25 protein-coding genes are annotated in these 26,578 nt (G+C 41.6%); 14 read left to right on the top strand and 11 right to left on the bottom strand.

The window, feature by feature from the left end:
• Positions 1 to 72: 72 nt before the first annotated feature.
• The 7 genes from MN200_RS09935 to MN200_RS09965 form a co-directional block, all read right to left on the bottom strand.
• Positions 73 to 516 carry a 2-amino-4-hydroxy-6-hydroxymethyldihydropteridine diphosphokinase gene (locus tag MN200_RS09935; RefSeq protein ID WP_058869847.1) on the bottom strand — a complete coding sequence of 148 codons (444 nt, stop codon included), beginning with the start codon at positions 514 to 516 and terminating at the stop codon, positions 73 to 75.
• Positions 473 to 853 carry a dihydroneopterin aldolase gene (gene folB / locus MN200_RS09940; RefSeq protein ID WP_058869848.1) on the bottom strand — a complete coding sequence of 127 codons (381 nt, stop codon included), beginning with the start codon at positions 851 to 853 and terminating at the stop codon, positions 473 to 475. The genes MN200_RS09935 and folB overlap by 44 nt, the downstream gene beginning before the upstream one ends.
• A gap of 144 nt (positions 854 to 997) precedes the next feature.
• Positions 998 to 2,296 (bottom strand): AarF/UbiB family protein, encoded by a 1,299-nt coding sequence (locus MN200_RS09945; RefSeq protein ID WP_058869849.1) that lies wholly within the window; start codon positions 2,294 to 2,296, stop codon positions 998 to 1,000.
• 57 nt (positions 2,297 to 2,353) lie between these two features.
• Complete coding sequence (locus tag MN200_RS09950) at positions 2,354 to 3,124, bottom strand: HesA/MoeB/ThiF family protein (RefSeq protein ID WP_058869850.1); 771 nt, start codon at positions 3,122 to 3,124, stop codon at positions 2,354 to 2,356.
• Positions 3,125 to 3,419: 295 nt separating this feature from the next.
• A complete protein-coding gene (locus MN200_RS09955; protein ID WP_242759304.1) occupies positions 3,420 to 5,066 on the bottom strand; it encodes an AMP-binding protein in 1,647 nt (548 codons plus the stop codon).
• 259 nt (positions 5,067 to 5,325) lie between these two features.
• Positions 5,326 to 6,462 carry an acyl-CoA dehydrogenase family protein gene (locus MN200_RS09960; RefSeq protein ID WP_242759305.1) on the bottom strand — a complete coding sequence of 379 codons (1,137 nt, stop codon included), beginning with the start codon at positions 6,460 to 6,462 and terminating at the stop codon, positions 5,326 to 5,328.
• A gap of 262 nt (positions 6,463 to 6,724) precedes the next feature.
• A complete protein-coding gene (locus MN200_RS09965) occupies positions 6,725 to 7,495 on the bottom strand; it encodes a 3-hydroxyacyl-CoA dehydrogenase (protein ID WP_242759306.1) in 771 nt (256 codons plus the stop codon).
• A gap of 143 nt (positions 7,496 to 7,638) precedes the next feature.
• On the opposite strand from MN200_RS09965, the gene MN200_RS09970 reads away from it, so the two are divergent.
• The 7 genes from MN200_RS09970 (at position 7,639) to MN200_RS10000 (ending at position 14,184) form a co-directional block, all read left to right on the top strand.
• Positions 7,639 to 8,664: an AraC family transcriptional regulator gene (locus MN200_RS09970; protein ID WP_242759307.1), complete on the top strand. Its 1,026-nt coding sequence runs from the start codon at positions 7,639 to 7,641 to the stop codon at positions 8,662 to 8,664.
• A gap of 300 nt (positions 8,665 to 8,964) precedes the next feature.
• Positions 8,965 to 10,314: a sphingomyelin phosphodiesterase gene (locus MN200_RS09975; protein ID WP_242759308.1), complete on the top strand. Its 1,350-nt coding sequence runs from the start codon at positions 8,965 to 8,967 to the stop codon at positions 10,312 to 10,314.
• 9 nt (positions 10,315 to 10,323) lie between these two features.
• On the top strand, positions 10,324 to 10,941 hold the full coding sequence (locus MN200_RS09980; RefSeq protein ID WP_242759309.1) for a hypothetical protein: 618 nt from the start codon (positions 10,324 to 10,326) through the stop codon (positions 10,939 to 10,941).
• A gap of 72 nt (positions 10,942 to 11,013) precedes the next feature.
• On the top strand, positions 11,014 to 11,283 hold the full coding sequence (locus tag MN200_RS09985) for a hypothetical protein (RefSeq protein WP_228199352.1): 270 nt from the start codon (positions 11,014 to 11,016) through the stop codon (positions 11,281 to 11,283).
• A gap of 477 nt (positions 11,284 to 11,760) precedes the next feature.
• Complete coding sequence (locus tag MN200_RS09990) at positions 11,761 to 12,114, top strand: hypothetical protein (RefSeq protein WP_029575052.1); 354 nt, start codon at positions 11,761 to 11,763, stop codon at positions 12,112 to 12,114.
• A 289-nt stretch (positions 12,115 to 12,403) separates the two neighbouring features.
• Positions 12,404 to 13,363, top strand: coding sequence for an aliphatic sulfonate ABC transporter substrate-binding protein (locus MN200_RS09995; protein WP_125274754.1), 960 nt, complete (start codon positions 12,404 to 12,406; stop codon positions 13,361 to 13,363).
• Entirely contained in the window at positions 13,363 to 14,184 is an 822-nt protein-coding gene (locus MN200_RS10000) for an ABC transporter permease (protein WP_242759310.1), read from the top strand. The genes MN200_RS09995 and MN200_RS10000 overlap by 1 nt, the downstream gene beginning before the upstream one ends.
• 56 nt (positions 14,185 to 14,240) lie before the next feature.
• Here the strand turns inward: MN200_RS10000 and prmC are convergent, their stop codons facing one another.
• Entirely contained in the window at positions 14,241 to 15,059 is an 819-nt protein-coding gene (gene prmC, locus MN200_RS10005; protein ID WP_242759311.1) for a peptide chain release factor N(5)-glutamine methyltransferase, read from the bottom strand.
• Positions 15,059 to 16,147, bottom strand: a complete 1,089-nt coding sequence (gene prfA, locus MN200_RS10010) for a peptide chain release factor 1 (RefSeq protein WP_004982013.1) — start codon at positions 16,145 to 16,147, stop codon at positions 15,059 to 15,061. Before prfA ends, prmC begins: the two co-directional genes overlap by 1 nt.
• A 461-nt stretch (positions 16,148 to 16,608) precedes the next feature.
• Here prfA and MN200_RS10015 point away from each other — a divergent pair, with 461 nt between their 5' ends.
• The 4 genes from MN200_RS10015 (at position 16,609) to MN200_RS10030 (ending at position 19,880) form a co-directional block, all read left to right on the top strand.
• A complete protein-coding gene (locus tag MN200_RS10015; RefSeq protein ID WP_004696467.1) occupies positions 16,609 to 17,034 on the top strand; it encodes a hypothetical protein in 426 nt (141 codons plus the stop codon).
• A 224-nt stretch (positions 17,035 to 17,258) separates the two neighbouring features.
• Positions 17,259 to 17,786, top strand: a complete 528-nt coding sequence (locus MN200_RS10020) for a hypothetical protein (RefSeq protein WP_242759313.1) — start codon at positions 17,259 to 17,261, stop codon at positions 17,784 to 17,786.
• Between the two features lie 287 nt (positions 17,787 to 18,073).
• Positions 18,074 to 19,075 (top strand): LLM class flavin-dependent oxidoreductase, encoded by a 1,002-nt coding sequence (locus tag MN200_RS10025; RefSeq protein WP_242759315.1) that lies wholly within the window; start codon positions 18,074 to 18,076, stop codon positions 19,073 to 19,075.
• Positions 19,076 to 19,316: 241 nt separating this feature from the next.
• Positions 19,317 to 19,880, top strand: a complete 564-nt coding sequence (locus MN200_RS10030; protein WP_078389323.1) for a flavoprotein — start codon at positions 19,317 to 19,319, stop codon at positions 19,878 to 19,880.
• Positions 19,881 to 19,915: 35 nt separating this feature from the next.
• Here the strand turns inward: MN200_RS10030 and MN200_RS10035 are convergent, their stop codons facing one another.
• Entirely contained in the window at positions 19,916 to 20,590 is a 675-nt protein-coding gene (locus MN200_RS10035; RefSeq protein WP_242759316.1) for a hypothetical protein, read from the bottom strand.
• A 132-nt stretch (positions 20,591 to 20,722) separates the two neighbouring features.
• Complete coding sequence (locus MN200_RS10040) at positions 20,723 to 21,559, bottom strand: pyruvate, water dikinase regulatory protein (RefSeq protein ID WP_005400687.1); 837 nt, start codon at positions 21,557 to 21,559, stop codon at positions 20,723 to 20,725.
• Between the two features lie 156 nt (positions 21,560 to 21,715).
• On the opposite strand from MN200_RS10040, the gene ppsA reads away from it, so the two are divergent.
• From ppsA to cyoA, 3 genes are all read left to right on the top strand, one after another.
• Positions 21,716 to 24,094 carry a phosphoenolpyruvate synthase gene (gene ppsA, locus MN200_RS10045; protein WP_004982030.1) on the top strand — a complete coding sequence of 793 codons (2,379 nt, stop codon included), beginning with the start codon at positions 21,716 to 21,718 and terminating at the stop codon, positions 24,092 to 24,094.
• A gap of 341 nt (positions 24,095 to 24,435) precedes the next feature.
• A complete protein-coding gene (locus tag MN200_RS10050) occupies positions 24,436 to 25,203 on the top strand; it encodes an RDD family protein (protein WP_205667847.1) in 768 nt (255 codons plus the stop codon).
• Between the two features lie 300 nt (positions 25,204 to 25,503).
• On the top strand, positions 25,504 to 26,577 hold the full coding sequence (gene cyoA, locus MN200_RS10055; protein ID WP_004696450.1) for a ubiquinol oxidase subunit II: 1,074 nt from the start codon (positions 25,504 to 25,506) through the stop codon (positions 26,575 to 26,577).
• Position 26,578 lies beyond the last annotated feature (1 nt).

Below are 26,578 nucleotides of genomic sequence, written 5' to 3' on the forward strand. Positions count from 1 at the left end.
AAAAAAGTTCGCTATGAATTGTGTTTTATAAGTATGTTAAGCCAATTCAACAACCAATCACACTTCGATATGTTACTTGGCTTCCAAGCAGCTCACCGTTGGAAATGCATGCTTCGGATGTTGAAATGCATTATCCTTCCACACATCGAACATTGGAATTTTAACATCTAAAGCCAAAGGCAATTTTTTGGGATTGAACTGCATATGTTCTAAGTTTTCACCCCATGCAATCAAATCGACATCCAGTGAAATCTGATGTGATGGACGGACACGCCCAGATGTGGCTTCCATATTTTTCAGCAATACCGAAATATCGGCAACGGACAAAGACGATTTCAGCAAACAGGCTGCATTCCAATAATCTGCCCCAACCCCATCGCGGCATGGAATTAAATAAATATTCGAAAAATGTAGTTGCCCAATTTTAGCAAGTTGCTCAGAGGCATATAAAAAATGTTGCTTGGGATTATTATTACTCGCCAGAGCTAGGGCGAAAATCGTTTCGGTGGCGTTCAAGACGAATTCCTACAGAATTTGCTTGCGCGATAATGGCAGGCTTACGGATGGTAATATTAATGGATTCAATCGCATGAAAGGTAGAAAAAAGTGCGTTGATGACCAATTTTGCTGCATGTTCAATCAGTTCAGGCTTGGCGCCTTGAATGACCTTTGCTGCAATTTCACAAATTTCAGCATAATTTAAGGTATGGTCTAAGTCATCTGAGTTTGATGCTTGCTCCAAATCCGTTTGAATAATCATATCCAACATTAAAGGCTGAATAATCTGACGTTCCCAGTTAAAACAGCCAACCACTGTTTCAACTTTTAAGCCTTCAATGATAATTGCGTCCACATTATTACCTTTAACAGATTTTGACTTTTAATCCCTGCCTTGCGAAACCAAGTTTCTCATTCCTTAAACAGGAAAGCGTTTTTCAGTCCCTCCTTTCAAAAGAAGGACTGAAAGGTTTTTTTGGTGAATGTGCGTCAAAAGAACTTAGTTTTTTAACAACACATTTGGATCCATAGTTTGCACCATTTGCAAACGCTGGTCAGCATAGATGTCGGTATACGGTGCAAGGATGCGCATGAAACGATCGAAATACAGCATCTGTTTAAATAACAAGGCAAAATCACGTGGGAAGCGAATACCGTGACGCTCACCTACTGCAACCATATCCATCATGATGTCATTCAAATCTGCTGGGTTTGAACTCAGCAATTCTTTCGGATCTGCCAACAACACACCACTAAATAAACGCTCAAGATCTGCAGCCAACACCTGAGTATCAATCTTCACTGCAGTCATGCCCATTTTCAGCATGTTTTCCGCCATGAGTGCATAATCCGTTTTTTGTAAGGCATCCATAAAGGCGATACAAGCTGTCCATACTTCAGGTTTCAACTGCCCCACAATGCCGAAATCAATAAAACCCACACGACCATCATCAAGCAGCATCAGGTTTCCAGCATGTAAGTCGGCGTGGAAGCTATTACACATCATTAGACTACCAAACCATGTATTCATAGCAGTAATCAGGACTTGGGATGGGTCTTTACAGCGCTTTTTAACCACTTCAAAATCAGTTAATGGCACACCGTAAAGACGCTGCATGGTGAGCACACGGCGAGTCGAATACTGGTGATAGACTTTAGGTGCCATCGCCTTATGGTTTTGCGTGATATTGAGATAATTCACAAAGTCATCAAGATTACTGGCTTCTTCAATAAAATCGACTTCGCGAACCATACGGGTTTTGATTTCTTCCACAATATCTGCAAGCGATGCAAATTTGACTTTAGGCACTGCTTTTTCTAAAACCTTGGTAGCCCAGTGCAGAACATTTAAGTCGGTATACAGAATTGTTTCTACACCCGGCTTTTGTACTTTAATCACTACATCTTCGCCCGTCACCAGCTTTGCAGCATGGACTTGGGCAATAGACGCTGAAGCTAACGGTGTTTCATCAATCGATACAAAAATCTCAGACAGGTTTCGGCCTTCAAACTCAGACGCCAAAACCCCTTGTACATAACTAAACGGTAAAGATGGAGTTTGGTCTAAACAGCCTTGAAACTCTTCAACATATTCACGTGGAAAAAGTGAAGGTGTACTCGCAATAAACTGACCCAACTTGATATAGGTTGAACCCAGAGACTCGAAGGTTTCACGCATCAGTTTGGCATTACTTGGTTTTTCAGTGGCGTACTTAATACCGGCACGTGCTGCAATGACTGCTGTTTCCCCAACACGGGCAACAGAACGCAGTCCATCTAAAAAGATATTGTTCTTCATAATATCGGTCAAAAATAAATTGTATTGAGTGTATCAAAGAATGAAAAAATTGTAGGCTTATCTTGCCTGACAAACGGGACAATCTGTATCTTTTTCGAAAGCAAGCAAACGTTGTTTCATACTTAGACCATCCCAAAGCAACAGGCGTTGTTTGAGTGCGGTGACATTTAAACCCAAGTATAAAAGTGCATGATGCGCTTGAAGACTGGCCATTACATTCGGGGTGGTAGCTAAAACGCCCGAATCTGCACAGCGTAGGCTTTCATTCGCATGTTCTTCTTTAGGGAACAGACATTCATAGCAAGCGGACTCACCTTCCACCATAAACAGTTGCCCTTGAAAACCAATGGCCGATGCACTGATGAGTGGAACATTGGCTGCTTTACACTGCTGATTGACCAAATACCGTGTCGTAAAATTATCACAACCATCAAGGACTAAGTCTTGGCCTGCAATTAAACTAGCTGCATTGGCTGTATCAAGTTTTACAGCATGCGCATGGACTTTGATGTAGGGATTGATCTGCTTTAAACGCTGGGCCAAAACCTCCGCTTTATAAAAACCGACATTATTTTCTACATAGGCAATCTGTCTTTGGAGATTGCTCACTTCGATCGTATCAGCATCAATCAGAGTGATTTGCCCTACACCAGCACGTGCCAATAACTCCGCAGTCATACAACCAATACCACCACAGCCTACGATGAGTATGTTGGCCAACTTTAATTTTTCTTGTGCCTCTATATCCCATCCGTCCAATAAAATTTGACGACTATAGAGATGCATTTCAGCATTACTGAGTTCTAGACTTTCATCTAACTCATCCATGATTCAGCCTTTTGCTAAAGAAAATGTTGATGGCGAATTATAACCATGAAACCAAGGTTAGCTATGCACAAATTCAATCAATGCTATGTGCTTTAGATAGCTCAACTTTTTCATTTTTAAGTAATGGAGATTGAATCATACTAGTTGCCTAGTTAAATTTTCTTAGGCTATTTATATCTCTAGCTATATTTCGAGCGGTGTTCCACAAATCACATACCACTATAAATGGTTAAAAGAAAAAGCCAGTCTATTTAGAACTGACTGGCTTTAGCTTTAAGACCCTTTTATTTGTAAATTAAATGGCAGCTTGTAAAGTTTGCATCTTTGCCACTTCTTGCTGTTTCAGCAAATTACGTTGAATTTTTCCACTCGACGTTTTTGGCAAGCTTTCAACAAACTCAATTTCTTTCGGATAAGCATGTTTAGATAAACGTGAACGCACATAGGCTTGGAGTTTGCTATCCAACTCTTTAGAGGCTTTGTACTGTGGCTTTAGCACCACAAAAGCTTTCACCACTTCAGTGCGCTCTGGATCAGGCTTACCAATCACAGCAGACTCGAGTACTTCCGCACACTCAAGCAAAGTACTTTCGACATCAAAAGGTCCAACTCGATAGCCTGACGTTGTAATGACATCGTCAGCACGTCCAACAAAGTCGATACCACCAATTTCATTCAGCTTGACCGTATCACCTGTTAAATAATACTGTCCCACAAAGGACTTACGATTATTGCCACCATAGCCCTTAAACCATGTCAGTGGCGACTGGCTAAAGTCTATCGCCAACGTTCCAATTTCGCCGTACTTCACTTCTTGGTAGTTCGCATCAAGTACAGCAAAGCGATGTCCTGGGTTGGCAAAGCCTGCCGAACCAACTTTTTTCTCATGCTCCAATGCATGATGGTTCGCAATCACCATGCCCAACTCAGTTTGTCCATATTGGTCATAAATGTTGACGTTCAGATCATTATTGAACCAATGAATCACTTCTGGGGTCAAAGGCTCACCCGCACTACTGACGGCGCGTAAATGTGTCTTAATGGAAGGATCAAACTTTTCTTTAAAACCAAAGAACATCCGAAAAGCTGTAGGCGAACCCGTTAAGTTACTGACGCGATACTTTTTAATGACTTCAACCGTATGATCGACGCTAAATGCACGCTCATCCATAATAATGCTGTGCCCCAAACTGAGCGGCCCTGTAATGCCGTAGTACAACCCATAAGCCCAACCCGGATCGGCTAAATTCCAAAATGAATCGTCTTCTCTTAAATCGACCGCATGTTGCATATAGCCCTTAAAAGCCAAAACCGCTTTTAAAGGGACAGGCACTGATTTTGCCAAACCTGTGGTGCCTGAGGTAAACATCATCAGGAAATCATCATCAAAGCTACGCAAAACAGCTTCACATTGATCGGACTGTTGTTTGACCTCTTGCCAAAAATCAGCTTCATTGCTAGTTAAGTTTGTTCCTGCATTCACAGTCAGGATATGTTTGACTTCAACATGATTTAGCTTTGGACGTTGCTCTGCATTGGTTACAATCAATTTGGTGTTTGCAGTTAAAACTCGATGTTCAATCGCCTTCGACTCAAAAGCAGTAAACAAAGGCTGATAAATCGCGCCGATCCGCCATGTTGCTAAAATTGTAATCAATAGTTCACGCGTACGCGGTAACAGCCCTGCGATACAGTCACCTACTTGAATCCCAATACTTTTAAAATAATTTGCCAACTGAGCTGAGGCAACATCGAGCTGTTCAAAGCTCCATTGCTCAGACTCGCCATTTTTTCCTTCCCAGATGAGTGCTATTTTTTGTAACCCGACATAACGCTGACAGCACTCAATATAAGCATTCACTGCATTGGGTTGGCCGACCAATTGTTCTTGAATCAGTTGATCATAGTTAAATTCTTGATGGGCTTGTTCTAATGTCTTCATCACGACAACCTCGCATTATCCATTTTTTAAGACCAAATCCACTTTGGCCGTCCATGTTCTTTATCGTTTTAAGCGTTGAACTGACCTCATTGTCAGTTCTATATTATTTGAAAACCTAGAGCAGCTCAGCTGCTCGACTTAATGCCTGTAAGTAACTGCTGCACCTAGATAACCATGTTTTAAATGCACCTACAATTTCCAAATCCCTCAATGAAAGTGCAAGCTTTGAACATCGACCAAGGTCTAAAACTGAGTCGACTTAAACCTTGGTGACTTCACGTGCAATGACAAGACGTTGGATATCAGACGCTCCTTCATAAATCTGGCTCACACGGACGTCTCGATAAATTCGTTCAACAGGAAAATCTGAAACATAGCCATAGCCACCATGAATTTGAATCGCATCAGAACAAACACGCTCTGCCATGGTTGAGGCAAACAGTTTGGCCATAGAGGCTTCTTTTAAACATGGCAAACCTGCATCCTTCAAAGCAGCTGCATGGAAAATTAACTGACGTGCCGCTTCAATTTGCGTTGCCATATCGGCTAAACGAAAAGCAACTGCCTGATGTTGTACAATTTCAACACCGAAGGCTTTGCGGTCATTGGCATATTCAACTGCTGCATCTAAAGCGGCTCGAGCCATACCCACTGATTGCGCTGCAATACCAATACGTCCTGACTCCAAATTCGAAAGCGCAATTTTATAGCCTTCGCCTTCAGCACCTAGCAAATGATCAGCAGGAATGCGGCAGTTCTCCAAAACAATGGTTGCCGTATCCGAACAGTGCTGCCCCATCTTTTCTTCTATACGAGAGACAATATAGCCTTCGGTATCGGTTGGGACTAAAAAGCAAGAAATGCCTTTCTTACCCGCAGCTTTGTCTGTGACTGCAAAAACCAAAGCGACTTGCGCATGCTTTCCTGTGGTAATGAATTGTTTGGTTCCATTCAGCACCCATTCCTCACCTTCACGAACGGCCTTGCACTCCAACGCACCTGCATCTGAGCCTGCTTGTGGTTCAGTGAGACAAAAACAACCCAACCACTCACCTGTGGCAAGCTTGCTTAAATATTTCTGCTTTTGCGCATCAGTTCCATAACGTTGGGTAATGCCACACGGCAGTGAGTTTTGCACGCTGACAATGGTCGAAATCGCACCATCACCTGCTGCAATTTCCTCAAGTGCCACCACCAGTGAAATATAATCTAAACCCGCACCACCCCACTCAGGTGAAACAGTCATACCCAAAGCACCCAACTCACCCAGCTCTTTAAGTTGTTGCGCAGGAAACTGTGCGGTTTTGTCACGTTCTGCTGCTGTTGACTTCAGTTTTTCCTGCGAATAACTACGCAGCATGTCCTGAATCATTTTTTGTTCTTCATTTAAAAGCATGGAGTATCCCTTCTCTGTTCAGGTTATTAAATTTAATAAATATTTGATACACGGCGCCCCATTCGCAACCTGAAAGCCTTTCAAAAGATAATGTTTCTGCGAGAAAGTAGTCTGTAAATTTAATAAAACAGGTTTTGCGAATGGAGATGGTTTTGCCTACTTTTCCCGAAAGAAAAGTAGGTCGAACCGAAGGTTATAAGAAGCCTTTACTTATCGAGGCAAAGACTCCGTTATAAACTTAAAGATCACAAGTCAAAATAAATTATTTAGGCTGCATACGAATCGCGCCATCTAAACGAATCACTTCACCATTCAAATAACTATTTTCAAAAATATGCCCCACAAGCTGAGCAAACTCTTGAGGTTTTGCCAACCGCTTCGGAAATGGCACCATTTCACCCAACGCATCTTGTACATTTTGCGGCATCGCCTTCAACATTGGCGTTTCCATAATGCCTGGAGCAATGGTCATCACTCGAATTTTCTCACGTGCTAGTTCACGTGCCAGCGGTAAAGTCATCGAGACAATAGCACCCTTAGAGGCTGCATAAGCGGTCTGGCCAATTTGTCCGTCATAGGCTGCAACCGAAGCTGTATTCACAATCACTCCGCGTTCTTCTTCACCAGCTTGAAGTTCATATTTCGCGATTAACTGCGCAGCAAAACGCAGCATATTAAAAGTACCTGAGACATTGATGTTTAATACTTTTTGGAATAACGCCAGCTCATGAATACCATCACGACCCAACACTTTGGCTGAAGGTGCTACACCCGCACAGTTCACCAAACCATTCAATTGTCCATATTCCGCCTCGACTTCTTGGAAGAAACTTTGCACAGCGTGCTCATCAGTAACATCGAGGCTTTTAAACTGAGCATTTTCACCCAACTCACGCTGTAGCTCTTCACCTAAAGCTTGGTTCATATCCACCAAAATGACTTTCGCGCCTTGCTCAATCAAATGACGTGCTGTCGCTGCACCTAAACCCGATGCACCACCAGTGACGACAAAAACCTTCCCTTGAATCTTCATTTATTTTTCCTTGTATGATTGAATGCTACGACTTAAGAAGAAATGTAAACACAGAACCCTTTAAGTACAATTTCCAAATATTGCATCTTCCATGATGGTTTTGGACAATGCTCAAAATGCACAATAAAAATATGGAAGCCACTATGACTGCATCGGAACATGCAAACACCCAGAAAGATTCCATTTCAATTGCTTTGGTACACGAAGCATTGTTTGAAGCTGAAAAGCAGGGATATGCAGTTGCTGATATTTTGAAAAATGCAGGCATCAATAGCGAACTGTTAAGTGCGGCAAAAGCACGGGTCTCAGTCAATCAATATGCACAGCTCTGGACTGAACTGGCCAATGTCATGAATGATGAGTTTTTTGGAATGGATCGCCATGCTATGCGCCGTGGCAGTTTTCAGTTTTTATCTAAATCACTGTTACACACCACTCAGCTGGACCAAGCCATTCAGCATATTTTGCAGTTTATGAATCTGGTACTCGACGACTTTAGCAGTCACCTCATGGTGCAAGAACATTATGCTTATATTGTGATTTATGAACGACAACAGCCCAAACGCATGTTTAGTTACGCAACTTACATCATGCTGATTCATGCTCTAATGTGTTGGTTAGTGGGTCAACGGGTGATTTTGAATCAAATTCAACTCAAATGTGATGCACCTACAAATGACATCGATTACAAAGTTCGTTTTTGTGAAAATATCCAGTATCAAATGGCTGAAAACTATATTCAGTTCGATGCCAATTATCTAAAAATGCCCATAAAACAGGACAGTAAATCGTGGTATCAATTTATTCAGCAAACCCCACATATTTTACTGACCCGTTATAAAAATCCACATTCAACCAGTGCCCAAATTCGTCGCTATTTAATGCAAGAACCCCCGATCCAGTGGCTGGAACTGTCTGAAATTGCCCATCATTTCAATATGTCTGAGGCGACTATTCAACGGCGACTGAAAAGTGAAGGTTTCAGTTATCAACAGCTCAAAAATGATATACGCCGTGATATGGCGATTGAGCTGCTCAGTAACAGCCAAGTATCATTACAAGACATTAGCACTGAACTCAATTTTCATGATCCGAGTGCTTTCCATCGTGCTTTTAAAAAATGGACAGGCGTCAGCCCTGGTGCTTATCGTCAAAATAAGGATGCTTAATTTCAGTCGATTGGTATAAGCAACTACGAAACGCTCTTGCTCTTTCTACATAACAAATAACCAACCCATAAAATTCTCTCGTTAAAGTAAACCTCAACATTCTATTGTTCTGGGTTTGGTTTTGATTTGCCAAATGAAATGTCAACAGAGCTTATACATTAAATTGAATTTTTGATGCTCATTCATCGGAAAATCAGGGGGCTGTCGCACTTTGTCACTGACTTAAAAAAATTACCTGCCATAGTGATCTCGTCATATTGTTTTACACAATATTGAATAAAAACATCATGGAGGGAACACATGAGCACCCAATTAAATAAAAACTTAATGAAAAATATCGGATGGTTATCATTATTAGTGTGCAGTCAGCAAGCGATAGCAGACTCATACATTTATGTGACCAATACCACCCCTGAAACGGTATCCGTCAATATTAATCATCATGGTACACGCACCTTAACTCAGGGGAGTCAATGGGCTCAAGAAGCCACCCAAATTGCACCTTATGAAACCAAACGTGTACTGCGTTTTAACCGTTATACTGGGGTAAAGTCAGGTCAAACCTATAATTTTGATACCGTGATTACAGGCGGTGGTTCAAGTGTCACCCTAAAGCAATCCATGACTGGCACTTGGTCTGGCAGTGATATTAAACACTCTGCATCCGGCAGTGATTTCTCTGCACCATGGTTCAATGACCGCAACATTCAACGTTTCAACACCAATTATGCAGGAAAAGCAGCGCAGACTGCTTTTAAAGCTGAATACACTGGTGGTTATGACGACTTCCACTACACCATCCATCAAAATACCGTGCCAGAACCTGTTGCCAGCAGTGCCGATGAGTTTAAAGTTTTAACCTACAATATTTATGCCCTTCCTTTGGTGGCAAGTAAAATTGATGAACGCTTAGAACAACTACCACAAAACCTAAAAGGCTACGACGCGATTTTATTCCAAGAGACCTTTGCTTCTGGTCGTACCGCCATGTTGGCCAAATTAGCTCAGGAATATCCGTACCAAACTTATATTCCAGTCGGTTCAGGCTACAACATTTATGACAGCGGCATATTGGTTGCCAGTCGCCACCCGATTGTACAAACGGATCATTTTATTTACCCAAGCTTTACAGGCATTGACTGTTTTGCCGATAAAGGCGTGATTTATGCTGAAATTCTCAAGAATGGCAAAGCCTATCATGTGACCTCCACGCATACCGCATCGTTTGATACCGACGCGGCACGTGATATGCGCCAGCAACAATTTAAGCAAATCCGCGCTTTGGTCGATAAGCAAAATATTCCATCATTTGATGCGGTACTCATGGGCGGTGACTTTAATGTCAATAAGCTCCTGTGGCCGCAAGATTATGCGCAAATGCAAATTAACTTGAATGGTACAGTACCAGTCAGCACAGGATATACCGAATCGACCTTCGATCCACGAGTGAATAAACTCGCGGGTGCAGGACTCACGGGCGGCTCTACCGTGGAGTATTTAGACTACGTGGTGTCATCCAATAACCACCGTCAGCCTATGCAAGCACGTAATGATGTCCGCATTCTTCGCTCGGCTGCCGACCCCTTATTTATGACTTGGGACTTATCTGACCACTTCCCAGTAATGGGTCAATTCCAATATAACCCATAAGGAAGAACAATGAAGCGCTTTGGGCTTATCGCTTTGGTGCTGAGCGTATTGGTGATCGGTGTGGTGATATGGTTGGGCCTTGGCTCATCATATGCCACATCGGGTCAAACTCAGGCATCCTCACCGTCCCTTACAGAGACCGCTCAACCCAGCAATTTGCAAGAGAAGCTTGCTGCTGCAAACAATGACGAGTCAAAAATGCAGCAACAACAGCAACAAGAATCCATCCAAAAAATCATTCAACTCTTTCAAAAAAATCCGGGCAATATCACACAATTATTAAACCAGTTACAGCAAAACTGCCCTGATACCAACTGTCAGGCATTATTAAAACAGGTATTGGCCGAATATCCAGATCAACAGTTTGCCCAGACTTTAAAACAATTGATAGAACGCCTACCACTGTACGAAAAAGAAATGCAAGCTAAAACCATGTCCACACAAATGACACCGCAACAGCGTTATCAGGAGATTTGGAACTTACGCGAACAGACTTTAGGTAAGCAAGAAACACAACTCGGCTTTGCTGAAGAAAAAGAGTTTGCCAGCTATCAGTTTGCTTATGGTGAGCTCTTGAGCCGCGCACCGAACATGACCTTACAACAACGACTGAGTGAACTTTCATAACTACAGCAACAATATAAAAACCCAAGCAAAAATATTGATGGTCAAAGTGGTAGTTATGATAAAGCCCTTAAATTGGCTTTAATTGGCGTCACCGACCCAATGCAGCAACAAGAAATTACCCAACAAATTCGTAACAGCTACTTTTCAGGCAAAGAGGCGGCGCAATTGGCTGAACGCGAACAACAAGTCGCTCGACAGCAACAACAGATCGCCAGTTATCAATCTGAGCTTGCTGCTCTCAACCAAGAAATGAACCAGCAAAAACAAAACTTAGCTGAAAGTGCATGGCAACAGCAGTATCAACTCCGCCTAGAACAACTGAGGCAAAAGCACTTTAACTAGTGGCGTAAACGTTCATCATTCTCTACCCCAAACACAGACAACTAAAGCAAGGTGATGTACCTCAACTTGCTTTAGCTTGTCCTTATAAATTGTAATTCCACAATATGTCTACGTTTGAATCAGTAATCTTAAAATAAAGAACATTCCAGAGAATCCAAAATATAATTAATTTATTTCAATAGCTTGAAAACAATTCAAATAAATTTTTAATTGAAACTCCACGATATTCCGCACTGAACGCTTCTTTTTGATCTATCCGAGCCCCTTGCAACAGTCGTATGAAATGCACACAGGCACTCAATTTAATAAATTTAAGCTTTTCATTCACTTAACAAATCCATCTTTCATTTATCGGAATCTATTTGCAAAAAATTCCAAAATGGATTATTTTTCAACCAATTTTAAAGCATTCTTTAATGCTTATTTCTGGCTGTACTCCCCCTGTTTAATCACCTTATTTCTTTTAAAGGTTATGACATGCTTAAAATGATTGATGTTCTCGATCAACGTCTGGTGCAAAACTTTACTCAAGCTTTGCAGTCTCCTACCCCACAATTTGAAGAGCAACTGGATCAAGGCATTCTCAATGCATCAGACCTCGAATTAAATCATGCTGTTACTGCATTTTTTAATGAAGTTAATGCGATTGAAGCTGCTCAAGCGTTGGATATTAGCGCTGACCGTATTCAAGCCCTTCAGTTAGGTGCATCGTTTAAAGATGAACAATATTTAGCTGATCTAAAGAAAATTGTGACACTTTGTCTTGCACTTGAAACTGATGCTTTAGAGCAAGTTGAAGTGTTTGACAGTTTACAAGACTATCCAATGTAAGCTTGCAACCCCCTTAAAAAAGCGACTATTACAGTCGCTTTTTTACATTCAAAATGAATGATTTAGTTATGCAATTTTCATATAAGAAGAAATTATTCTATGCTTTTTGGAAGTTATTCTATACTCCAAAAACTGCACATAGCTCAACCAAGTTATTAAAATTCAGATAGTTAAACCAAGACCACCCGTTTATTTCAATTTAATATTTTGTTATCCATTTTTCTTTTTTTATTTTTCGCATACATCAGGTTAAAAGAACCCTCAAATAAACTTATTTAAATGATGCAACATGAAAAACTTTAAACTACTGAGCACTTCACTGATTTTAGGTCTGATCGGCTCTTATACCCATGCCGCTATTCCAAACACGCTCAAACTTGATTATGCCTACTACGCACCAACCAGCCTCGTAGTGAAAGAACAAAAACTGTTAGAAAAAGCCTTACCTAAAACTGAAATTAAATGGGTGTTTAGCCAAGGCAGTAACCGTTCACTGGAATATTTAAATAGTGGCAGTGTCGATTTTGCTTCAACCGCAGGGCTTGCAGCTGTACTTAGTCGTGCCAACGGCAGTCCAATCAATACCGTTTATATCCAGAGCCAACCTGAATGGACTGCTTTGGTGGTTGCTAAAAACTCCCAAATTAAAAGCCTAAAAGACTTAAAAGGAAAAAAAATTGCCGCAACCAAAGGCACAGATCCATTTCTATTTACCTTACAAGCGCTGGATACAGTGGGTCTAAATAAACGTGATGTACAACTGGTTCATTTACAACATCCAGATGGCAAAACGGCTTTAGAACGTGGTCAAGTCGATGCTTGGGCAGGCTTAGATCCACTGATGGCATCGGCACAAGTGCAATCTGGCACAAAACTGTTGTATCGAAATATTGGGTTTAACAGTTATAGCGTGCTCAGTGTCAAAGAGTCTTTTACTCAGCAAAGTCCCGAAGCCATTGAAGCCGTGATTAAAGCTTATGAGCAAGCACGTAAATGGGCCAAAGCTAATCCAGAGAAATTGGCGGAGTTACTGGCACGCGAGTCCAAACTGCCGTTGAATGTCGCAAAATTACAACTAAGCCGTACCAACTTTGATCAAAACATTCCGTCAGCCAAACAGATTGCTGCATTACAAAAGTCTGGCGGCATTTTGAATGAAGAAGACTTAGTTCGTAAAGGCAGCAATGTTAATCAAGTCGTGACTCAGTTGTTTAAACCACAATATGCACAAAAGGTTGTAAGCAAATAATGACCAAGTCAGTCGCGAGCTCTTTCAGCCCTATTGTAGTGAAAAAGAGTTCCTCATTTCAGTTGAAATTGAAGAGTGTTCTCAAAGCGATCACCCTTCCAGCGCTCTTACTGATTGCTTGTGAATATCTAGTCCGTGCTGGTTTTATTGAACCTTATTTATTGCCTGCACCTAGTAGTCTGTGGCAAACCTTTCTAGATTTATGTCAGGCAGATTTATGGATGCATGTCTGGACCAGTACATGGCGGGTGTTTTTAGGCTTTTTTATTGGGAGTGCTCTGGCGTTAATTTGTGCGATTTTGGTCGGGCTTAACAAACAGGTTGAAGCATTTTTAGAACCCAGTTTTTCAGCGATCAAATCCATCCCGAGCTTAGCGTGGATTCCTCTACTTTTACTGTGGTTGGGAATTGATGAAGCATCGAAGATTACCCTAATTGCAATTGGCGCATTTTTTCCGACCTATACCAACACTGTCGCAGCGATTAAAGGTGTAGATCGCAAGCTTATAGAAGTCGCACAAGTCTATCGGCTGAAGTACTGGCAGCAAGTGCAACAGATTATTTTGCCTGCAGCATCTCCGGGAATTTTAACGGGACTGCGTAACAGTTTAAGTTTGGCATGGATGTTTATGATTGCAGCAGAACTGATTGCAGCGACACAAGGCATAGGCTACTTACTGAGTGATGGCCGAGAAACTTCACGTCCCGATATTGTGATCTTAGCAATTATTCTTTTAGCCGTACTTGGAAAATTCAGCGATGGCATTATGAAAGCCATCGAGACTTGGCTACTGCGTTGGCGTGACGTATTTGGAACATAAGGTAGAAAAAATAAAAGCGCATCAACTGCGCTTTTATTTTGAAGGGAACAATGAAATTATTGTGTCCACTGCCCTAAAGTGACGCGGTCATTACCACCATAATCTTTCACCGTACGGACTTGTTTATAGCCCGCTTCTTTAAAGATTTTCTGTACAGCGTCAGCTTGGTCATAACCATGCTCAAGTACCACCCAGCCATCAAGAGTTAAATGCTTTTTACCTTGCTGGATAATGACTCTTAAATCAGCCAAACCATGATCTGCTGCAACTAGGGCACGTTCAGGCTCAGTTGCTAAGTCTTGCATGTGAGCATCATCAGCATCGATGTACGGCGGGTTCGAGACAATCACATCAAAAAACTTTCGATTCAGCGGTGCAAACCAACTGCCACACACAAAAGTCACATCATTTAAGTCATGCTTTTCTGCATTTTGCTGCGCAACAGCTAAAGTTGGCTCATAAATATCGGTCGCCGTAATGTCCCACGTGTCCCGTTCACTGGCCAATGAAAGCGCAACCGCACCTGTCCCCGTGCCTAAGTCGACAATGCGCGCATCTTCAGGTAAGTCTAAACGTAGTACAGTTTCAACCAGTACCTCGGTATCTGGACGTGGAACTAAAGTGTCAGAAGTAACAATCAAATCTAGCGTCCAAAACGGCTGCGAACCTGTCACATAGGCCAAAGGTTCACCTGCTTCGATTCGTGCCAAGGCAGCAACATAGGCCTGCTCTTGTTCATTGGTCAGCACTTGATCTTTTTTCATAACCAAATCAAAAGAATCAATTTTGGTAATGTGCTCCAACAACCATGCATTCTCTTGACGTTCGTAACTCTCAGCTTCACCACGTAAAGCCAAAGCTTGGGCAATATTCATTATCCACCATTCTGCTGTGCAAGCATCGCAAGCTGATCTGCTTGATATTCACGATGTAAGCTATCTAATAGTTCAGTTAAATCGCCTTCCATAACCGCATCTAACTTGTATAAAGTTAAGTTAATACGGTGATCGGTCATACGACCTTGCGGGTAGTTATAGGTACGGATACGTTCTGAACGATCGCCCGAGCCGACCAAGTCACGGCGCATTTCAGACGTTGCTGCATCAGCTGCTGCACGTTTTGCATTTTCCAACCGTGAAGCAAGTAAAGCCATCGCTTTGGCTTTGTTCTTATGTTGTGAACGCTCTTCCTGACATTCCACCACCGTTCCTGTTGGAATGTGGGTAATACGCACGGCGGAATCGGTTTTGTTGATGTGCTGACCACCCGCACCTGAGGCGCGGTAGGTATCAATACGTAAGTCTGATGCATTAATCTCAACCGTTGTATCAACATCAATTTCAGGCAAAATAGCAACAGTACACGCCGAAGTATGCACGCGTCCTTGAGACTCCGTTGCAGGTACTCGTTGTACACGGTGCGCGCCACTTTCAAACTTCAAGCGGCCGTAAACGCCCTCACCATTCACCAAACAAATAATTTCTTTATAACCACCGTGTTCGCCTTCATTTTCAGACAACACTTCAATACGCCAGCCTTGTGATTCAGCGTACTTGGTATACATGCGGTATAAATCACCCGAGAAAATAGCAGCTTCATCACCGCCTGTTCCCGCTCGAATTTCCAAATATGCAGAGTTCGCATCATTTGGATCTTTCGGAATCATTAAGATATTTAAATCAGCTTCTAAAGACGCAATAATGGCTTTATTTTCTTTAATTTCTTCAACAGCCATTTCCTTAAAATCAGGATCTGACAGCATCGCTTCAGCCGTTTCAATATCAGCTTCAGCTTGTTTGTACTTGGTCCAAACTTCTGTGATTTCGCTTAAATCACTATGTTCACGTGACAACTGACGAAAGCGTTTGTTATCCGAAATGACTTCTACATCTGCAAGTAATGCTGTTAATTCTTCGTGACGGTCAGAAAGTTGATCTAATCGTAAACGTAACGATTCTTTCATTAGGAAAATATCTCAATATAAAGGCTGCAATACAGTTTCACAGCACCAAAAAATTTGCGCTTAGTTTAACGGCTCTATCACGCAAAGAACATCTTTATTCAATCCTGAGCGACGTTTACTTTATACGCCTCAGTAGATTGATACACTTTTAAAGCATGTTTATGACCTTACTAACGCTTAAAAAATGCAAAACAGCTTATTTCATATACACCTTTTTAATAGGCCATTTCAGCTCAAAATTCAGAGTGTGAACTGCATCACTCCTAGGTTTATCCACATTTGCATGATTTTGGATAAATTTCATTCTGCTTATTCAAATTTGTAATAAAACTGATACAAACAAGAAACCAACGGGTTTCAATTTAGTTTTAACTCTCCACAATTAACTGGAATCTTTTTGTTACATTAGCCACATCGAAAAAAGTAAGACAGTTCAACCAATGTTGGACATGGAGAAACACATGAAACTTAATACACTCTTAATGTCAGCAACATTAGCAACGGCATCTATGTTTACTGCAACTGCATATGCAGACAGCACAACTCGCGTTGCAGCAGCCAGTGCTTTAGGTAGTGTTGCAGGGACAGCAATTGGTAAAAACATGGGTGGCACAACTGGTGCAACTATTGGCGCAGCACTCGGTGGTGCAGGTGGTGCGGCCGTTGCAAGTGACAAACGTCATCGTACCGAATCTGCTATTGGCGGTGCGATCGGTGGTGGTGCGGGCTATACCGTAGGTAAAAGCATGGGTGGCACCAATGGTGGCTACGTTGGTTCTGCATTAGGTGCAGCGGGCGGTGCAGCTCTCGGAAACAAGATCTCAAAAGACAAACAATATGATTCTTACCATGGTAAAAAATGGAAGAAAAAACATAAACACCATTAATTAGCTGCATCGTAAAGATGTCATTGAAAGCACCTTCGGGTGCTTTTTTATGGCATAGATTTAGACGCAATAACACTCTAGCCAAACTGGTAGAAAATACGAAGAGTCGTTACACAGCACTTACCAAAGCAACGGTTTCGATAAAGTTTCTCTTCATTATTCTTCCAACTTGTTTCGCTAAAGTGAAATCAAGACAAAATAGACATGCTCTTAGGAGTTTAAAAATGAAAATTAAATCAATTTTAATCAGTACCGTAATTGCAGCTTCAGCATTAACGATGACCACAACATATGCAGGTAATACAACCAATACTGCACTAACGTCTGCATTAGGTGGTGTTGTCGGTGCTGCGATTGGTAATCAAATGGGTGGACAAACAGGCGCGATGATCGGTTCTGCCATTGGTGGTGGTGCAGGTGCAGCTGCTTCAGCCAACAAACGTGACCGTAATGGTGCAATCATTGGTGGAGCACTCGGTGGTGCTGGTGGTTATACCGTAGGTAAAAACATGGGCGGTACCAATGGTGGGTATATTGGCGCAGGTCTAGGTTCAGCGGGTGGTGCAGTTCTGGGTAAAAAAGTCTCTGAAGACCGTCGTTATGATGATGAATATGACCGCCGTTACGATGACCGTTATGATCGTCGTTATGACAGCCGCGGCTACCGTAACAACAATTATAAGTATAATGATCGCAACTACCGTGGTGACAATGGCCGTCACTTGGGCTGGTACAAAAACGGGAAACGTTAAGCACCCATAAAACATTTTCAAATAAAAGAGCACCTTCGGGTGCTTTTTATTTATCTGACCACTACACTCAAAAAAGACACTGTATCGTCTCTGCGATACAGTAGCTTACTTCTTTTTGCTTTAAACGCATATGTGGCTGGTGCGGTTCAACGATGTTGAATAGATATTTAGTTTCATTTTTAAATCAATACCTTATATAAAACAACCAGAATATCGAATAAAATCGATATACAAAATAACAGTTATATCGTATTATTTCGATATATAAAACAAAACTGAGAAGTAGAATGCGCATGTTGTCCGAGACTCAATTTTCTATTCTAGAATTAGCTCCTGTCCGCGAAGATCAAACTGTACAACTCACTCTACAGCATAGCTTAAAATTGGCCCAACAAGCTGAGCGTTTAGGCTATAGCCGACTTTGGCTTGCAGAACATCATAATATGGATGGTATTGCCAGCTCTGCAACTGCGGTGCTACTCGGCTATTTACTCGCAAATACCTCAACCTTAAAAGTGGGTTCTGGCGGTATCATGCTCCCAAACCATGCCCCACTGATCGTAGCGGAGCAATTCGGTACGCTTGCGACACTCTATCCAAACCGGATCGAATTAGGCTTAGGTCGAGCACCAGGTACAGACCAAATGACCATGCGCGCACTTCGCCGTGGCCGTCAAGAAACTGAAGATCAGTTCCCACAAGATGTTTTAGAAATTCTGCATTACTTTAAGGACGCTGAGCCAAATCAGCGCATCATTGCAACTCCGGGGCAAGGGACACATGTGCCTGTATGGCTACTCGGTTCAAGTTTATTTAGTGCACAACTGGCTGCAAAACTCGGTCTTCCCTACTCTTTTGCATCACACTTTGCACCGCGTATGCTGAAACAAGCGATTCAGCTCTATCGTGAAAACTTTGAACCCTCTGAATACTTATCGAAACCTTATGTGTCTATGGGTGTCCCGACGGTCGTTGCTGAAACCGATGCTGAAGCTGAGTATCTAGCGACCAGTGCCTATCAACGTGTTTTAGGTCTCATGCGCGGTCAAAGTTTAAAGTTAAAAGCACCGATTGCCAGCATGGACGGTCTATGGTCACCTGCGGAAAAAATGTCGGTAGACAGTTTTTATGCCATGGCGCAAATCGGTTCCAATGGCACGGTGAAAGAAGGCTTGAAACAGCTTCTTTTGGAATATGATGTTGATGAGTTTATTTTCACCTGTGACATCTATGACACGGACAAACGTTTAGAAAACTTTGAACGTCTCATGCAGATCAAAAACAGTTAAGTACAAATGAAGTGAATCGCCTTATGCGTATTAATGCATACCCATAAGGCGACGTGCATAAATGAATAACCAAAATCTTAGCCGATACTTAAAAAATCCTTAAAGCCCTGCAAAACTGCTGCTATGTCTAGACTAAAGTTAGCGTGACTGCTCAGACAATTTATCACTTTGCTTTTTTAGAGCAAAAGCACTAAAAATAATAAATTAAGGAAAGACGATAAAAAACAATTAAGGATCAAGCATGGTCAATTTGTATTCAACAGACAACGTATCTGGTTTATTTCAAAACCATCCCGAATATTTTCAGCATTTTAAAGGGCAATTGATTACCGCATCAGAAATTAAACAACATGCTTTTACTGAACAACGTGTCGCAATTATTGGTACCAACCAGCATACAGTAACTGCCCTTGAGTCGGTTTGTCAGGTCGCTCAATCGGTCTATGTTTTTCAAAATGCGCCACAATTTATCTTGCCAAAAACAGAGCGTGGAATTCAGCGCTTAATTCAACATCCACTGGTTATTAAGAACCGACGCCTATTTAACACACGGATCAAATGCCTACTGGCTCTACGCTTTTTAGAAACCCAAGTTCAAGACCCATGGCTTAGACACCAACTTAAACCTAACTCCGCTGCCGATAAACTTAAATTTTTTAAATCCGATCATTATTATCATGCACTACAACGCGACAACTGTAAGCTAATCACTTGGCCAATAGTCAAAATTAGAGAACATGATATTCAAAGTTTAGATGGTGCTGAATATCCAGTCGATGTGATCATTACCACCTATAGCCATTAACCGTATAGGGTAAGTTTTACCCACTTACCCGTTGTTTATTTCGTAACACCTGTATACTGATAGCCTGTATTTGAACGCTGGTAACGTAAGTATTTTCCAGTCGGCTGGCTGTTTTGATCTAATAAAGTGATATCAATCTTGTTTAAGTCTTTTGAAACGCGGATATATGAACCGCGCCGCTCTTCGTCATAATGGCAGTCATAATTTACTTCAATCGAACTTAACTGTTTTTTCTTGGTCTGGAAAACTGGTGTTGCTGTCAAAGCTTGGGCGTGCATTTTAAAGGCCTGAATTTGATAGAGACCGTGACAGCTATCACCTTTGTAATAACTTTGAATCAGATAAATCGGCTGTGTACCCAATTTTACTTGGTCAATCTTTAAAATATAGCCTGTTTCTAAAGGCTGAAGTTTAATGGACGTGCTCAATTTCATCTGTACATAGGATGAAAATTCACCCATGGTACCGCCACCACCTACATCAAAGGTATAGAATTTAAGCAGTTGGTCCGGTGAGGCATTAATCTTTAGTCTAAGATTTTCAGTCAATTTGGGGAAAGAATAAGCATAACTTTCTGCATTTTCACGGATTAAATCAACCACATCACTTTCGATCTGTTGATTCACCGCATAAAAATCTAGCGCTGCATATTTTTGATCAATCGCCTGCTCAGACTGTTGAATTGATATATTTTGCGCATATAAAGCCATATTAAAATGAGCACAACAAAATACACCTAATAGGCATTTTGATATTATTTTCATTTGATCTAATCTGTATTTTTATATTGATCAATATTATAAAGCATCATCAATATGACGCTTTATAATGTAATGACAATATCAACCAATGCGACGTTTTAAACCCGTCATTTGGAGTACACGAGTTGAAATTTCTTCAATCGACATTTCCGAGACATTTAAGTATTTAATCCCTTCAGAGATATAAATCCCTTCAATTGCACGAAGCTCCATTTGGCACTGGCTGAAGCTTGCATAACGGCTATTGGCTTTACGTTCAGAGCGAATAGCGACAAGACGTTCAGCATCAATCATCAAACCAAAAAGCTTCTGTTTATGCGCGCGAAGTACCGCAGGTAAACGGTTGTCATCTAAGTCTTCTTCCGTTAAAGGATAGTTTGCAACACGAATACCAAACTGTAATGACAAATAAATTGACGTCGGTGTTTTACCCGAACGTGACACCCCAATCAGAATCAGATCGGCCTTGTCATAGTGGCGTGTACGTGCACCGTCATCGTTATCTAAAGCAAAATGCACCGCATCAATACGTGCTTTATAAGACTCCGAATCGGTCACCGCATGGGTCTGTCCGACTAAAGTTGTAGGTGGCGTTCCTAACTCTTCAGACAATTTACTAATAAGCCCTTCAAATACATCAAGATTTATAGCATTTGCAGTGTTAATAATATCACGCACATACGGGTCAACTAAAGTGTCAAAAACCAGTGGCTTTTGTCCGTCTTGTTGTGCCCTTAAATTGATCTCAGCAACCACATTTGTAGCAGCTTCTTCAGAGCTAATATAAGGAATAATATGAATGTCAAAGTCAACATTTGGAAACTGCGCCAATAGCGAGTGCCCAAGGGTTTCAGCAGTAATTGCAGTACCATCAGATACAAAAAAAACACTCCGCTTAAATTGTTTACTTCCTGACATTAAAATTCTCCTCAAAAATTTGTCTTAGTGCTATATAATCTTTATAGTAAACCGATCTTACATGACTGTCGCTTAGTAAAATCAAAAAGCTAAGTAGATTTGTTATAATTTGATGCCAAGATAGTGATTAAATACTGCAAAAGTGGAGTAACAACTTTGGAAGCGCGCGTAATTGGTCTAGAAAAATTAGGGAAACACGACGTTGAACTTGTAGGTGGGAAAAACTCATCTTTAGGTGAAATGATCAGCCACCTATCAAATGCAGGTGTATCTGTACCAGGTGGCTTTGCTACTACAGCTCAAGCATATCGTGAATTTCTCGAGCAAAGTGGCCTAAACGCTAAAATCAATGCAGAGTTAAAAGTCCTCAATGTTGATGATGTAAATGCTCTTGCTGAAACAGGCGCGAAAATTCGCCAATGGATTGTAGATACTCCACTTACAGCAGAACTCGAACAAGAAGTTCGTAAAGCATTTGCAGAGCTTTCAAACGGCAACCCAGACATCGCGGTTGCCGTTCGTTCTTCTGCGACAGCAGAAGATTTACCAGATGCTTCTTTTGCAGGCCAACAAGAAACCTTCTTAAACATTCGCGGTATCGACAACGTATTGATCGCGATCAAAGAAGTATTTGCATCACTGTATAACGACCGTGCAATCTCTTACCGCGTACACCAAAACTTTGCGCATGATGTTGTGGCTTTATCTGCTGGTATTCAGCGTATGGTTCGCTCTGAAACTGGTGCAGCAGGTGTAATGTTTACACTCGACACTGAATCAGGTTTCCGTGACGTAGTCTTCATCACTGCATCTTATGGTTTGGGTGAAATGGTTGTTCAAGGTGCAGTAAACCCTGACGAATTCTACCTCTCTAAACCCCTTTTAAATGCAGGCAAGCACGCTGTACTCCGTCGTAATCTTGGTTCTAAACACCAAAAAATGATTTATGGCGAAGAAGCATCTGCAGGTAAATCAGTTGTTGTGGTTGATGTTGAAAAACAAGAGCGCCAACAATTCGCATTGAACGACCACGAACTACAAGAACTTGCAAAACAAGCGCTGATCATTGAAAACCATTATGGTTCTCCAATGGACATCGAGTGGGCAAAAGATGGCGATGACGGTCAAATTTATATCGTTCAAGCGCGCCCTGAAACAGTGAAGAGCCGTGAAAACGTCGGCACTATGGAACGCTACCTTTTAAAACAAAAAGGCACAGTGATTTGTGAAGGTCGTTCAATCGGTCAACGTATTGGTTCTGGTAAAGTCCGTATTGTTACGTCTATTAAAGAAATGGACAAAGTACAAGACGGTGACGTGCTTGTATCTGACATGACTGACCCAGACTGGGAACCAGTCATGAAACGTGCGGCTGCAATTGTGACTAACCGTGGTGGTCGTACTTGCCACGCAGCGATTATTGCACGTGAATTGGGTGTTCCAGCAATCGTTGGTTGTGGTAATGCAACTGAAGTTCTAGTAGACGGTCAGGAAGTGACTGTTTCATGTGCGGAAGGTGATACAGGTTTCATCTACGAAGGTTCTTTAGATTTCGAGATTCAAACCAACTCTATCGAATCGATGCCAGAGCTTCCGTTCAAAGTTATGATGAACGTCGGTAACCCTGACCGCGCATTTGACTTTGCACAAATTCCAAATGAAGGGATTGGTCTTGCACGTCTTGAGTTCATCATTAACCGTATGATCGGTGTCCACCCTAAAGCATTGTTGAACATTGACAGCTTGCCACGTGAAACTCGTGCTGCGGTGATGGCACGTACAGCGGGTTATGCATCGCCAATCGAGTTCTATGTTGAAAAACTGGTTGAAGGTATTTCTACCCTTGCTGCAGCATTTGCAGACAAACCTGTGATCGTTCGTATGTCTGATTTTAAGTCAAATGAATACGCAAACTTGATCGGTGGTAAGTTATACGAACCTGAAGAAGAAAACCCAATGTTGGGCTTCCGTGGTGCAAGCCGTTATGTGTCTGACAACTTCCGTGACTGCTTCGAATTAGAATGCCGCGCGTTGAAAAAAGCACGTGACGAAATGGGCTTAACCAATATTCAAATCATGATTCCTTTCGTACGTACTGTACATGAAGCGAAACGTGTAATTGAATTATTGGCGTTAAACGGCCTGAAACGTGGTGAAAATGGTCTGAAAGTGATCATGATGTGTGAGTTACCAACGAACGCATTATTGGCTGAACAGTTCCTTGAACACTTCGATGGCTTCTCTATCGGTTCAAACGACTTAACCCAGTTAACGCTTGGTCTAGACCGTGACTCTGGAATTGTTTCTCACTTATTTGATGAACGTGATCCAGCCGTAAAAGCACTTCTTTCTATGGCAATTCATGCATGCCGTAAAGCAGGTAAATATGTGGGTATCTGTGGTCAAGGCCCATCAGATCACCCAGATCTTGCGCAATGGCTGATGGAACAAGGTATCGAATCTGTATCACTTAACCCTGACTCAGTATTAGACACTTGGTTCTTCCTTGCAGAAGAAAAAGTTCAAAAAGCTTAACTCTTTGATGCGAAAAAAAGACCCTTTCATGGGTCTTTTTTATATCTATTCTTTCAACGTATCCGCATTGAAACAAACTTTTTTATACAAAAACTTAGACTAAGTCTGGCATTCATGCATCAACATCTTGATTGAGAAGAGATCGCATTACGATAAAGCTAGAAGAAGCAGCATAATCCTTGCTACACTGTCCTGGATTTTGTGTAGTTTTGGTTAATTTCAGCTTGAAATTCTCTAGACTATCCGCATGTTTTACCATAGATTTTTTATTTGTTTTTAATCTAAAAACAAATACATTTATTATTTGAATATCCCAACTTATATTTTGAGATTAAGTTTATATGCAGATTTACTTGGCACGAAATAATCAACAAGCCGGTCCATATACCTTAGAGCAGTTGAATCAGATGCTCGCAAGCCAACAAGTTTTATTGACGGATTTAGTTTGGCATCAGGGTATGCCTGAATGGAAAGCTTTAGGTGAACTCACCCAAGGAAAACTGGCGTATGAACCTGTAGGTTATCAGCCTCAACCCCCTATTCCTGAGCCAATGCATGCGCCAAATCAATTTTCACAACCAAACCGCCTAGCGGCAAAAGTTGCTCAACCTGAACTGGCATCGATAGGCACACGCGTCTTAGCCAAAGTCATTGATTTACTTCTTTGGCTCCCTGCCGCTGCGATTCCCTCGTTCTTTTTACAAGCCAACCAGTTTGGTGAACTGACTGAAATTCAGCAAAAAATGCAAGCGGCTACTACAGCCACTCAGGCCAGTGAACTGCAAGCACAACTGTTCAGTTTGATTCCTACTGAAGCATGGACCACCATGGGAATTTACCTGCTGATTATGCTCGGCATACAGGCCTTTTTCTTAGCAAAAAATGGTCAAAGTATTGGTAAAAAAATCACCAAAATTAAAATTGTAGACGTTGAAACCAACGAAAAAGTCAGCCTTTTACGTGTATTCACATTACGCAGTGTTGTCTTTATTGTACTCAATATGCTGTTCATGCCGTTTATTACCATCGCCGATCACGTCTTTGGTTTAACTGCAAAGCGTCAAACTTTGCACGATAAGCTGGCAAAAACCAAGGTCATTAAGCAGTAATTTGACCACATTTAAGCTGAGGTTTGGCGCACCTCAGTTTTCTGCAGTTTATTGATATTCAAAATAAATCCATAAATAAATTATAAAATTCCGAGTGAAAAAATCGGTTTTTATAACAGTCATTTAAAGCATCTTTACGTATAGCTTAGTTTGTCGATATGAGGCATAATGCCCTACAACGTAGCGGTGTCTTATGATTGAGAAGTGTTTTTAGACTTAAAAAGAAACTTTCAATCATGCGACACTTTAATCGCTATCCCAATTTTATTAGGGAATGGGACTCTTCACCGAGGTTGTAAAATGAGACAAACGATTTTAGCTGTATTGTCTTTATCTGCGATCGCCGCGCTCTTAACTGGGTGTGGTGGTGATATGGTACTTCTAAACTCAAAAGGTCCAGTTGCACAAGGTCAATCTGACTTAATGATGACTGCGATCTATTTAATGCTATTGGTGGTTATTCCATCAGTCGTAATGGCATTATGGTTTGGTTGGAAATATCGCGCGTCGAATAAAGATGCAGACTATAAACCTACATGGGCACACTCTACTGCAATTGAAATTGTAGTTTGGGGTATTCCTGTCATTATTATTGGTATTCTGGCTTGGTTAACTTGGTGGGGTTCACACAAGTATGACCCTTACCGCCCGCTCGAATCTGATAAAGCACCTGTAAATATTCAAGTCATTGCAGAACAGTTTAAATGGATCTTCATTTACCCTGATCTTAACATTGCGACGGTTAACGAAATTCGTTTCCCTGAAAAAACTCCAGTTGCACTTAAAATTACCTCTAACTTCACGATGAACTCGTTCTTCATCCCTGCGTTAGGTGGTCAAATTTATGCAATGGCAGGTATGCAAACGCACTTGAATTTGTTAGCAGATGGAACTAGCCCAGCTGAAGGCTACCGCGGTTTCTCTTCGAACTATTCAGGCTACGGCTTCTCGCAAATGCGCTTCCGTGCTCACTCTGTAACTGACGCTCAATTCGCTGAATGGGTTGCTGCAGTTAAAGCAGGTAACGGTACAAGCATTAATCCTAAAGCTGTACAAAAAACAATTTTAGATCAAGCTGAATTTGAGTCTTTACGTGACGGTAACCGTGGTAAACACCAAATTGAAGTTTTGATTTCAAAAGCAAAAACTCCTGAAGAGAAGGCTGCTGCTGAGGCAATGAAGCCTTATCCAACTAAGCCACACCCTGTGACTTACTACTCTTCTGTAGAGGAAGGCTTGTTTAAGTCAGTCATCAGCAAATATATGAGCAACTATCACGGTGCTGATCACTCAGCGACTGCGGGTGCTCACGGGGCTGCTTCATCTGAAGCACATGCCGCTGTTGAACCTGCTTCATCAGTTGTAGGGGAATAAG

It is taken from the genome of Acinetobacter sp. LUNF3 (assembly GCF_022699605.1).
In the GTDB taxonomy this organism is placed as follows: Bacteria; Pseudomonadota; Gammaproteobacteria; order Pseudomonadales; family Moraxellaceae; genus Acinetobacter; species Acinetobacter johnsonii.